Genomic DNA, 12,395 nt, shown 5'->3' with positions numbered 1-12,395 from the left:
CGTGGCCGACATCTACAAGTCCCGCTGGGAGGTCGAGCTGTTCTTCAAGTGGATCAAGCAGAACCTGAAGATCCGCAGCTTCCTCGGTCACAGCATGAATGCCGTCGCCTCGCAGATCTTCGTGGCGCTGTGTGTCTACCTGCTGGTGGCCTTCCAGAAGTTTGTCTCCCGTTCTGCGATGGGCATCCAGGCCGTCCTGCGGCTGGTGCAATTGAATCTGTTCCAGCGCAGACCCTTGGCCGATCTCCTCCGAGGTCGAAAACAGGATCCACCCGAACCCCAAATGCCCCTGCGGCTGAGGGCCGCGTATGTGGGACAGCAGTGGGGTGACCGCCTCGGCGCTACCCCCGCCGTAAGGCCCCGTTACCCACACGATCCGCGAAAGGGCCAAAAAGGAACACAAGGCGCCTTAGCTAACAAATTAGACGAATAGATGCCTTACATATAAAAACACTATAAGTTTAGCCCCCCCAGTGTCAGACAAGTTGGAACTCACCTGGTGTTAGAATTAAAAAATGAACAGGGGGGGGCGAAGCGAGGTCCCACTACTTTGACACTGGGCGATCCTGCCCCGTGAACGGGGTGGGTGTTGCACTTAAAAGCTGGATCTAAGCCACACATTCAATACTACACTCGATTTTCCAGATGCCTTTTCCTGATGAGGCAACCAAAATTATTCATGCCGACAACAGCAACCATAGAAACAGCCACATCAGACAGATTTGCAAAACCCTAAATCCGCCAAGCGATCTACCATTTCATTATGTACAACTATACAGTCAACAGGTATTTTTCCTATTTTTAATATTTTTGCGATCGCCAACCTGTGCCTCCCATCAAAGAAAAGCACTTTTCCGGACTGTCCTATTCCAATTTGCACCTCATGCCTTTTGCTTAAGCGATGCCTTTCCCCAGAACCTTTATTCCAAACCCCCAGCATTCTTTCATGAGGTTTTTTTTCGCTAATAATTTCCTCTTGCAGAAGAAATCCGTTCAGCTTCATGGAATCGTATATCCCTTGAATATCCACATAAAACCGTCGAACAAGATCATCCCTATTCTGGCAATTCCACAAGACCCTCCCACCTTCTATCTTTTTCAAGATTTTTTTAAAGTACTCAGTATCCTCCCAACACCCACCCTGCAAAAAAACACTTTCACAAGCCTGGTAAACCAGCGAACTCTCAAACTCATAAAATGAGTCACTTAAGGGAAAAACCCGTAGCTCCCCGGATGCTTCCACCCAACTATTTAGAGAAAAATCCATGGGCTTTAAATTGGAAAAATAAACGTCAGTATCATAAGAAATAAAGCCACAGCACCTAGAGCCAACCACTTCATAAGGCATACACACACCTAGAAACTAAAAACAATTTAAAATCAATCTACAGCATAAAAAAGCTTACTAAACAAACAGCAATGAATTTCTTTTCTCATCATGATGCCCCGATTGTAATCGGATTTCAAATTATTAGCGACACTCAAATCAGGAAAATCAACGAAACGCTCACACAGCTCAAGATCAGAAACCAAAAAGGAACTGAAGGATTTATCATGCTTACTGACAAATGAACAATGATCTTTTTTGCCAGAACCATAAATCTTCAGAGGTTTGAAATTTATCAAAGAAACCAGTGCACTTAAACCTCTATCAACTCTCCCTTTCAAGGTCTTTCTGTCATCGTCATAATCAAAACCTAGCAGCTCTGGAGCCGTAGCACTTAAAATGTCAAAAAGAACTTTAGAGCGCGACAACTCTTCGTGCGATAACTTCTGAGCAGCCTCCATGAAGTTGACATTTGCCAACGGCATAAAAACACGGTGAAGCGAATGACAAAAACTAGGCCTGCCAAAATGAATTCTTGATCGAGATTCAAGGTATATGCTGGACATGCTAGACTTACAATTAAAATCAAGACCTCTTAGCTCGCAAAACTCTTTCATGATCATCCTGAGGCCCTGCAAATCACAGCCAAACTTCTTCTCTAAAACATCTACTGTCTTGCTAGGTGAATTAGGGTAAAAGCTTCTTAATACTTCACCTGCGCCTCCATGCACGTGAAACCATTCATGTCTATTTGGTGATAAAACAGGCTTAGATATCGGGGCATATACACCCAAATTGAAGGCTTTCCAGGTTTTATATGACAGTTCGTCGTTCTTGATGACACTGGGCTTTCTATTATCTAGTTTAATATCAAAGTATTTTGTTATTTTTTTTGCCACCTCATAGTCTCTCTTTTGATTAACTGATGAAGTGACATGAATCTTGTCAATACTTTCCAATGCCCGACTAGCGATCCCAAACACTACTCTAGAATCTACCCCGCCAGTCAGGTCAATTGAAATAGACCCTGGATATAGTTTCTCAAGAGTATGTAAAACATTCCCAACTTCCCTAACGCCATCGACGACACACCCTGAATATGATTTTTTTTTATAGCTTTTTTTATTAGGTGTCTTTATCAAACTTACCGCAACAGCATTTAGTGAAGAGTCAGTATCAATCTGCAGCATCTCTCCTTGCATCATCAAGAAGATCTCACGCACAAAAGTTTGCGGCCCTATAAGCTGCTCGCATAACGAGTATTTAAGGCCGAAATATTCAGCCACAGAGTCATTTATAGACAAGGAAACTTTATTATCTATCAGGTGCTGCGCCAAATGATATAGGGAATTAGAAAAAGCCCAACCTTGAGAGGAAGAATAATAGAAAACAGGCTCGCTGCCGAGAATATCTGTTATCAAATAAAAACTATCTTTTTCTTTGACCAGCGAGCAAAATTGACCTTGTAACTTTGCAAGCTCTTCAAAACCATATTTTTCTACAAACCCCTCAGCTCCTTCCTTGTCCAGTATTAAGGATCGTGAATTATACGCAAATCCGCTAAAGTGGGATGACAGCTCACTCTTGCCAAAAGAGCTATATAGAAAATAATTTAACACACCAGCTCCCTCGTGATAACGACCATAAAAACACAAAGCATGAAAAGGATGAGGAACTAGCCAGCTATTGACCTAATCGCCCTTACTACAACTGATGCCTGAAAGTGCTCCCTAGCATAGCCTGACAACTCAGAGCTTTTACAACCATTGAGAGCATACTCAGCCATGGATTCAACTCTCTTGAAAACAAACTCTTTGGGATATACGGTTTCAGCGCCCGCCCACGGCAACATTAAAGGGGTAGCACCTGAGGCCATGCCCTCCGCAACCGCTTGGTGACTTCCTTCAAAGTCACTGGTAGACACGATGTAGCCAATCTTTTGATACCACTCCGGCATATCGTTGCCATGCCCATCAAAGAAGACGCTACCTCTCCAAGGCGCCTGCTCGATTTTTTTATAAAGCTCGTCATACAGCGCGAGTTCTTTCCTAAATTTGGGGTTGTTTTTCATCCACGGGAAGTCTTCGGGAAGCTTACCTTTGACCCTGAGGGTAAAGCGGTTGTCCTTATGCCAAAGCTTATCGAACAGCTCCAGCGCCTTGTCGAAACGCTTGCGCCAGGGCACGATCCCTACAAACCCCAGCGTATACTGGGCTTCCGGGGCTTTGGGAAGGTTAAACTTGTCGACATCGACGGTATTAAACACCAGCTTGGCACGATCGCGTGGCAGGTCATGCATCTCCACAAACTCTTCGTAGCGATACGGGGCGATGAAGATATAGCGGTCGATCTTTTCCCTATCGGCTTCCCGCAGGTACTGGGGCTGGCGGTTTTCCTGAAGATGGATGCGGGCGACCAGTCGTTGGCCCGCCTTCTTGTGGTGTGAGTACCAGCGGATATTACCCAGTCCCCACTCGCAAAAGATAATATCCGCTTGTTCCAGCTTGGCTAGGCTTTCTGCCTCATTGTGCTTGGCATGCCCGTGCCACTGGTCGATCAACACCTCGAACTTATCATCTTCCTGATAGGCATTGATGGTATCGGTCAGGAACTTCAGGTCGTGCCCGGCAAAGAGGATGGTGGTCTTTTTTGCTTGAAGCAAGCGCTCGACAATCTCTCCATGGTTCACGGTTTTCGCAAAGCGTTTATAGGCCTCATAGGACATTCTGGCCGCCCGGCTATACAGCGCCACGTCGGTCAGTGCCGCAGCACACCTCTCGGCGGCCTGCTCCGGGGTTTCGGCAAATAGCGGGTAATCCTCCCCCATCAAGGCTCTGTGCACCCTGGTGGCACGCAGGATCACCGGCTTGCCTGCACTCATGTACTCGAAGAGCTTGGTGGAGAGCTCCTGGGAATCATCGTTGTCGATCAGGCTGGAGCGCAGCGCAAAGCCGATATCGGAGTCACGCGACAGCTGGATGCTTTCCTGGCGAGATACCACCCCCACCCAGTTGACGCTTTCGTCGTGGGCGAAGAATGCCTCGATCTCGTTCTTGCGTCCTCCCAGGTCACCATGGAACTTGTTGCCGGCAATGTTCAGCTTGGCATAGGGCAGCCGCTCCTTGAGCCGCTTGAAGGTATCGACCAGGCCGGGCGTGCCCCACTCCTCCGAGAACTTCCCCGTGTAGCAGAGACTGTTCAGGCGGTTGCGAAAGCTAGGATTCTTGAGGATGGGAGGAATCAGCGGCGGCAGAATATAGAGGTGCTCTTCTGGAATGCCGAACTCGCGACTGTAGCTCGCCCGCATCCGCTCGCTCTGCACCACGGCAAAGGCCGTCTGATTGAGCATCTCACCAATCTCGGCCTTTTCCTGGCCGGTCAGCTCCCCCAGGCGCTGGAAGGGCTCAAGCGTGTAGTAGGCCAGCCGCCCGGGCAGCCGCTTGATCAGCGCCTTGCCCATAGCGATATTGCCACGCACGAAGACTCGATCATAGCGATGCTCGGCATCCAGTGAGTGAATGGCCTCGACCCCCTGCTCGGGCTTCATGGGTCGCGGGTGCTTCTCGATTCGGTTGATACCTGGAATGGCTCTCACCTGTTCGTTGAGGGGGCCACCCTGGTCCGGTGCCTTGTGCAGAAAATCCAGCTCGACTCGCGGATCGCTGGCCAGCAGCCGCAGCAGCTCGGCCAGCCATACCGAGGAGCCATCCATGATGTTTAGATTGACATCGCCGTACACCAGCAGTTTGAGCCGTTTCATCCCGCTACCTCCTTTAGGTCGGCTGGGGCGTTGTATTCGTACAGCGTGGCAATGGCGGCATCCTCCAGGTGTGTCTCCGGATACTGCTTAGCGAGGCTCATGGGTACCTCGAGCCCTTCAAGGGGCTTTGCGAACTCAGTAAGCACACGGAAGACTTCCTCATCGGAGTTTCGATTGAGGTACGGATACAAGACATTGCTGTTCTCGAGGTTCACTACTAATCGCTTGCGATGGTAGGTCTGCGCTCGGAAATGGTGCCTCGCTTGTTCAACCTCCTGCTCGGTGGTCGCGGTATAGACCGCGTTCGTGCGCGGCAGGTGTGGCGAGACGAAGATTCCCACCCTTGCGCAAACCTGTTCCAGCCGGTCGGCGAGGGTGTGTCGCCCCAACGTCTCCCGGACCCCCTGAGCACTGACTTCGGCATACACTGTGGGGTCGCTCAATCGCTCGAGATACTCCACAATGTCCTCCTGCCGGTCACTGGCACAGACGATCCCCCCAAACTGGGTAATGACCCCTTCCGAATAATTACTGATTACGGGCGTTCCGGATGCGAGTGATTCATAGACCCTTCGTGCGAACATTGTGGGACTATTTTTAACGGTGTTGAGATTTATCGTGTACCGGTAGCCCTTGTAGGCTTTCCACATCTCATGAGGCTCCAGGTACCCGACTACGTGCTTCTTGAAATGCTCGGGGAATTCCAAGTGCGCGACACCGCGTTTAAGACACCGGTCATAGATATCATAATCCACGCCTGCATTTTCCAGCCCTTCCATAATGGCGTGAAAGTTCTCACAGCGTTCGATCTTGTCGCTGTAATAAGATCCAGCAAACGCGGCTTTATCCTTTCGTGCGATCCTGGGTATCGGGTTGTGTACCTGTGGTTGACAGAAGAAGCAGAGTGGTTCCGCGTCGATTCCAAATGCTCTGCGATATTCAGGAACCATATTCGCATCAGTCGTGTAAACGTAGTCAAAGAGCTTCGCGGTAGGACCAAAGCGGCTGAAGTGAACAGGGTCCTCTTTTGACCAAAAGACCGTTGGTATCCCTTTTTTCCGACAGTAACGAACAACTTTTAGCAATTCATCCATTCTGTTAGGACCATTGGAGTTATAGCCATATATCAAGCCGCTCCAAGTATTGCTGTTTCCGAACCAGCAACTCTCGACAAACAAGAAGTCTGGCTGGGTTTCCTCCAGCTCCTTCTCCCAGTTCTCGGGGCTGATGGCGGTCAACGCGACCTCCATCCTGAAGCATTCCATCGTGAACTCATCGAGAATAGCCGCCACTTTTATATCGGAGAGTTTGCGGACAGGCTCATCGGGGCGTTCGCTTGGGTAAATTACCGAACGGGCCAGCGTCTCCCTTGGTGGAATCTCGGATTCACAAGTCAGGCTCCCCTCAAGCCACACATTTCCTTTGGCGCTCCAGCGCTGCAGTCCGAGCGCAACCTCTATCGCCCCTCTTGGTGGGATAAGCTGGACGATTCTCTCCCCTTCGACGCAAACATATGAAAATGCGCCCACTGTTTTGGAGAGTGGCAATCCGGGGTACGGGGGCGCGATTTCTTGCTTGTCTTTATCGTAATAAACAACTCTCACGATGGCCGATTTGGCATGTTGACTTTCCGGCTGCTCGAAACCTAGTCTGGCCGTCACACGGTGAGGCACCAGCTCATCGACAGGAAAGTGGCCCCAATGTGGGATATCGGTCAATTCAATCTTTCCGGGAGTTGCCTGAACGGGTTCGGCCTCTTTTATACCGAGTTCCTGAATATCAAGGTGTCGGACAACAACCTCTTCACCTTCGCGCAGGTTAAACCCACACAGGCCGAACGAAACCCGGGCGATACCACTTGGCACAGTGAACTGGTGCTGTCGGCAGGGCTTGCCGACAGATGGCACCAAATACATAAAATGGGAGTTCAAGTGGCCCGACTTGGCTAGCTTCCCCAAGGCTCGGTCAACAGGATTGCCGCTGGCATCCTTTGCTTGCATTAGCAAAACCGCCTTGCGCGTCTGGCCGTCGGGAATATTGTGGTACTCCACCTCGGCCGAAATCGCGAGCTGTTGACCCTCGGCCACTTCAAAGGTGAACCAGGCCGGGTCTTGAGGCTGAAGGTTTATAGGCTTTGGGTGTTTGAGGGGTGCTATCAGGGCAGGTGCGTCTGCAGGCTGTGGCACCGGGTCGGCGGGTAGCTGGGCGGCGGAAGCGTAGGATCCACCGTTCAGCGCACACACCAAGGGTCCGAGGTGCATGGAGAACAGGGGTGCATTCGAAGGCTTGGGTGTCGGGTCGTGTACCGAGCGCTGAAGGGTTTTGGCCAGGCTTTCGGCACTGCCGGCCTCGAAGCTGACGACTCCTTCGTGCTGAGCGGCGTATTCGAGCAGTGGTTGCACATCCGACACCACCAGGCGTTTGCCATAGGCAAGGGCTTCAGCGACCCTCGCGGGCGGAACAAGTTGGGCCGCCGCAACGGCTTTACGGGGTATCACCACTGCATCCAGCAACGTGTAGTAGTCCGCGAGCGGCTCTTGGGGCAACCGACTGGTCTGAATCGCCCACAGAGGCAAGTCCGGGAGGCGTTGACCAGGTGTCAGGAGAGATGGACCACCCGGTTGTGCCGACGCCGGTGGAGCGTTTTCCCCGACCAGCAGCAACTTGAGTGTTTGGCCCTGTTGTATCAGGGCTTCACAAGCCTCAATCAGGATTTCGAGATCGTCATGAGAAGGGCCGCTGCCGATATAGCCGATCACCCTGTCCTGGTCGGTTATGCCGAGTCGGTGCTTGAGCGTCGTGGCGGTTGGGCGAGGCTCGGGCATGCAGACTACCGCATGCGGGACGATGTGAATGCGTGTCGGTTCGGCTCCGCGCTGGACAAGTTCGCGCTTCATGGGCTGATTCAGGGTGAATAACTGGCGGGCCTTTTGTGCGACAAACGTGTCCCGCTCCGCCTGGATACGAAACGCAGTGCTGTCGCAATGGCCCGGTGCCTCGGCATCGCGCGAAAGCTCTGGAAAGTCTCGCACCTCATTGTGGAAAGGCAAACCAAGACGTTCAGCGACGACCCAGGCAGGCAGGCCGAGAGTCCAATCGCCAGCGGCAACTACAGCCTGCGGACGGTAGACCTGGAATTGCTCGAGCAGGGCCTCAACACCGGCCTCCAGCTGCGTCCTTTCGGTGGCGGGCCGCCCCGGCAAGGGGGCGTGGAAATAGCGCACCCCGTCCACCACCACTTCGGGTTGCAGTTCGCCGGATGACGCTCCCTCCTCCCAGGGCCAACCCGGGCGAACAAAGCAGAGGGTTTCAAGACCCTGCTCATTCAGGGCCTGGGCGATACCCTGGCTGCGCGCGGTATTGTCATTGCTGACATGGCTCAGCCCTTCACCGATCACATAGGCCACGCGCCCCTCGATGGGGCGATAACGCGGCGCCGCCTTCCGGGCCAGCCGCTGGGCGTGTTGCAGCAGTGCATCCATGGCGCTCACCTCCTCCTTCAGCGGTTCAGCAGACCCACGGCGTCGACCACGGCGGCATGCTCGGCCAGTTTGTCGACTTCGGCGCCGAAGGCCGTGTGCCTGACCAGCACGACGACCACATCGGCCTGGGTCAGGGCCTCGTCGAGGCTCACCAGCCGGGCGCCGGCGGCTTCGAGGCCGGCCGGAAGCTGTTCGATGTGGGGCTCGACGATCAGGGTGTCGCAGCCGAACTGGGCCACCTGTTCGGCGATCCCGAGGGCGGGGCTTTCCCGCAGGTCGTCGATGTCCGGCTTGAAGGCGATCCCGAGGCAGGCGACCTTGAGCGCCGCGCGCGGGCGCTCGGGCTGCTGCTGGTGGAGCCGGTCCAGCTGGGCCTTGATGCGCTCGAGCACCCACTGGGGCTTGTGGTCGTTGACCTGGCGGGCGGTCTTGATCAGCCGCGCCTCCTCCGGGCAGGAGTCGACGATGAACCAGGGGTCAACGGCAATACAATGGCCGCCAACGCCGGCTCCCGGCTGCAGGATGTCGACACGCGGATGGCGGTTCGCCAGGGCAATCAATTCCCAGACGTTGATTTCCAGCCGCTGGCAGATCGTGGAGAGCTCGTTAGCGAAGGCGATGTTGACGTCTCGAAAAGCGTTCTCCGTCAGTTTGGCCATCTCGGCAGTGCGGGCGGTGGTGACGATGCACTGGCCCTGGACGATCAGTCGGTAGAGTTCCACCGCGCGACTGGAGCACTGGGGTGTCATGCCCCCTATGACGCGGTCGTTTTCCACGAGCTCACGAATCACATGGCCGGGCAGTACCCGTTCCGGGCAATGGGCTATACGAATGTCGGAGCCCTCGCCGTGGGTCTGCGGGAAGCTCAGGTCCGGTCGCGCCTCAGCCAGCCACTCCGCCATTTGCTCCGTGGCGCCCACGGGACTTGTGGATTCCAGGACAACCAGATCGCCCTGTTTCAGAACCGGGGCAATGGCCTGGCTGGCGGCTTTGATGTAGCGCAGATCCGCTTTGTGGCTGCCCCCGTTTTCGTCGTGGATGAACGGGGTCGGCACCGCGACCATGAAGGCATCGGCCGGCTCGGGGGTGGTGGTGGCGCGCAGGTAGCCCTCATGCACAGCGGCATGGACCACGATATCCAGTTCCGGCTCGACGATGTGGATATCACCGCGGTTGATGGTGTCGACAGCGTGGGTGTCGATGTCGACGCCGATGACTTGATGCTTACGGGAGGCAAATACGGCGGCGGTGGGCAGGCCGATGTAACCCAGACCGATGACGGAGATGGTGTTGAATGACATGAATATTCCCGGATGTCCTTATGATGGTTGTTCGTAGTCCGCTGGCTTCAGGCGAGGGCCTCACGGATGCGCTGGCAGGCGCAACCGTCACCGTAGGGGTTATGAGCGCGGCTCATGGCGTTGTATGCCGTCGGGTCGGTCAACAGTTCGTCGAGGTGGTGCGTGATCCTGTCGACGTCTGTCCCTACCAGCCTGACAGTACCAGCCTCGACGGCTTCGGGCCGCTCGGTGGTGTCCCGCATCACCAGAACCGGCTTGCCCAGTGATGGGGCCTCTTCCTGAACGCCGCCGGAATCGGTGAGGATCAGCGTGGCTCGGTGCATCAAATAGACAAATGGCAGGTAATCCTGCGGCTCGATCAGATGGATGTTGTCGATACCGGCCAGTCGGCTGTTCACCGGCCCCTGCACATTGGGGTTGAGGTGAACCGGGTAGACAATCTGCAATTCGGGGTGACGTCGAGCCGTCTGCTCCAGGGCCCGACAAATCCGTTCGAACCCGTCCCCGAAACTCTCGCGACGGTGGCCGGTGACCAGCAGGAGCTTATGCCCCGCGTCCAGAAACGGGAACTGTCGGGCTTGGGCCTCACGCAATGCGGCGTCGCGCTCAAGCCTGTCTACCACCTCCAGCAGCGCATCAATTACGGTATTACCCGTAATATGGATAGCCTCTGGTGCCACGCCTTCACGGACCAGGTTATCCCGCGAACCCTCGGTGGGAGCAAAATGGACGTTGGCCAGAGCGCCCGTCAGTTTCCGGTTGCCCTCTTCCGGCCACGGGGAATAGAGGTTGCCAGTGCGCAACCCGGCCTCTACATGGCCGACCGCAATCTGCTCGTAGTACGCCGCCAGGGTCGTAGCGAAGGTGGTTGCGGTGTCGCCGTGTACCAACACCACGTCGGGTTTGAACTCTCTTAGTACCGGTGTCAGCCCCTGAAGGATGCCGCTGGTGATATCGACCAGGCCCTGGCCGGGTTTCATCAGGGCCAGATCATAGTCAGCTTCCAGTTCGAACAGGCTCATGACCTGATCGAGCATTTCTCGATGCTGCGAGGTGATACAAACCTTCGATTCAAACCGCGGGTCTGCGGCTAGTTGCAGGGCCAGGGGGGCCATCTTGATCCCTTCGGGCCGGGTGCCAAAGACGGTCAAGATGCGCTTTTTGTCCAATGCCCGATTACCATTTTTGTCTACCATTCTCGAGTCCTGCCGTCTCCCATTTCAGTTCTTGATAACGCTGGTAGTAATACTCCAGTCGAGCTTGAGTCTGCTCCAGTTGCTCTTCGACGGTGGGGACTGCGGGCCGAGACGCCTCTTCCACTGGCCGCATCGATGCTGCGGTGTCCAGTCGCCGCTCGCAAAGCTGGATGTTGGCCCTGACCTGTCCTTCACCCAGCAGGGTGGCAGCCTCGCGATACAAGTCCAGGGCTTGCTGGTAGTCCTGCCGCTGAAAATGCTCGGCGGCGCGGCGAATCAAGGTGTCAGTTGCCATGGTTGAATTCCGCTAGATGAAACAATGGAGTTCAGGGGTTGATACGCATAATCTGAGCATCACCGACTTCAGCGGACTCACGGACCTGATACTCGATGCCGCGTTCGTCCAGTAACTCCTCCCATTGGGTCACGGTCGCGCCGGGGGCTGAGCTCCTGGGGCCACGTGCCTGCGGGAACATGAAGATATCGAGCTGATGCCGGCCCAAGTGCTGCAGGAGCACAGGCAACGCTGCGTCCGATGCGAGATTGTCTGGCTGCTGGTCACGGTTTATCACAACAAGCAGTCGAGCGACGCGGAGCTCGTACAGCTCGGCAATACGTGCCAGCGACTTGTCGAGGTCATAGTAAAGCCCGCGGCGGGGCCCGTACGGACAATCGATCAAGGGCGCGTGATACAAGCCCACCATGGGTTCCAGCCCCTGCTGGCTCAGGCACTCGCCCAGCTCGTTGCAGTCGTTACGATGGCTGGTGAAAGCCAGGATCCTTTTCGGCACATCCCCCCCTTCAACGAGGGTTTCCGTGGTTTCATCCTGCTGGCGGCTATTCAGGAGACGCTGTTTGCGGGCCTCATGACTCGTCTGCAGCTGGCCGGCGAGAAACAGGGTCGTAACGCCGGCACCCAGATCGAGCACCAGGTCGTAACTGTTGCCCTCCAGCTGGTGCTGTAGCTGCAGCGCAATGCCGGGAGAAAGCTTCTGCCCCTGGTATTGCAGAGTCGTCCGATTACTGCCAAGACTTTGCTGAAGCCGGACAGTCGCCTCGAGGTGTTCGGTGGTGTTCTTGCTGGTGCGCGTGATGTGCTGACCGAGGGCGTTGGCCGTCTGTTCCAGTTTCCGGGTCTGCTGCTCGAAAAGCCGCTCCATATGCGCCTCAAGCGCCTCTAGTCCCTGGAGGTGTCCGAGCTTCTCCTTGAGGGCATCACGTTCCTGCTCCAGCGCCTGCCTCTGTTGCTGCGCCTCGGCGCCTTCCTCTTCGCGTTCCCGCTTGAGCTGTTCGTATGCCTGCTCCAGAGAGGCCTGACGCGCCTTGAGG

At 54.9% G+C, this 12,395-nt stretch carries 9 protein-coding genes; 1 reads left to right on the top strand and 8 read right to left on the bottom strand.

Annotated features, from left to right (window positions below; translation table 11 throughout):
* A partial coding sequence (locus G332_RS13895) for a transposase (protein WP_026340846.1) occupies positions 1-433 on the top strand: 433 nt, incomplete at its 5' end.
* A gap of 279 nt (positions 434-712) precedes the next feature.
* On the opposite strand, the gene G332_RS13595 is transcribed toward G332_RS13895, so the two are convergent.
* From G332_RS13595 to G332_RS13725, 8 genes are all read right to left on the bottom strand, one after another.
* The gene (locus tag G332_RS13595; protein ID WP_156000875.1) at positions 713-1,348 is read right to left on the bottom strand and encodes a hypothetical protein; all 636 of its coding nucleotides are present in this window, start codon (positions 1,346-1,348) and stop codon (positions 713-715) included.
* Positions 1,349-1,380: 32 nt separating this feature from the next.
* The gene (locus tag G332_RS13590) at positions 1,381-2,946 is read right to left on the bottom strand and encodes a hypothetical protein (RefSeq protein WP_156000872.1); all 1,566 of its coding nucleotides are present in this window, start codon (positions 2,944-2,946) and stop codon (positions 1,381-1,383) included.
* A 56-nt stretch (positions 2,947-3,002) separates the two neighbouring features.
* The gene (locus G332_RS13025) at positions 3,003-5,087 is read right to left on the bottom strand and encodes a glycosyltransferase (RefSeq protein WP_019627333.1); all 2,085 of its coding nucleotides are present in this window, start codon (positions 5,085-5,087) and stop codon (positions 3,003-3,005) included.
* Complete coding sequence (locus G332_RS13110) at positions 5,084-8,569, bottom strand: glycosyltransferase (RefSeq protein ID WP_019627332.1); 3,486 nt, start codon at positions 8,567-8,569, stop codon at positions 5,084-5,086. The genes G332_RS13025 and G332_RS13110 overlap by 4 nt, the downstream gene beginning before the upstream one ends.
* A gap of 17 nt (positions 8,570-8,586) precedes the next feature.
* Complete coding sequence (gene wecC / locus G332_RS0112505) at positions 8,587-9,870, bottom strand: UDP-N-acetyl-D-mannosamine dehydrogenase (RefSeq protein ID WP_019627331.1); 1,284 nt, start codon at positions 9,868-9,870, stop codon at positions 8,587-8,589.
* A gap of 47 nt (positions 9,871-9,917) precedes the next feature.
* On the bottom strand, positions 9,918-11,066 hold the full coding sequence (gene wecB / locus G332_RS0112500; protein WP_051080564.1) for a non-hydrolyzing UDP-N-acetylglucosamine 2-epimerase: 1,149 nt from the start codon (positions 11,064-11,066) through the stop codon (positions 9,918-9,920).
* Positions 11,047-11,361 carry a hypothetical protein gene (locus G332_RS13585; RefSeq protein WP_019627329.1) on the bottom strand — a complete coding sequence of 105 codons (315 nt, stop codon included), beginning with the start codon at positions 11,359-11,361 and terminating at the stop codon, positions 11,047-11,049. The genes wecB and G332_RS13585 overlap by 20 nt, the downstream gene beginning before the upstream one ends.
* Before the next feature lie 31 nt (positions 11,362-11,392).
* A partial coding sequence (locus G332_RS13725) for a hypothetical protein (RefSeq protein ID WP_038059808.1) occupies positions 11,393-12,395 on the bottom strand: 1,003 nt, incomplete at its 5' end.

Origin of the sequence: Thioalkalivibrio sp. ALJT (assembly GCF_000381825.1) — a bacterium.
In the GTDB taxonomy this organism is placed as follows: Bacteria; Pseudomonadota; Gammaproteobacteria; order Ectothiorhodospirales; family Ectothiorhodospiraceae; genus Thioalkalivibrio.
The sequence above is the reverse complement of the archived record's forward strand: the minus strand, read 5'-3'. Positions and strand labels throughout refer to the sequence as shown.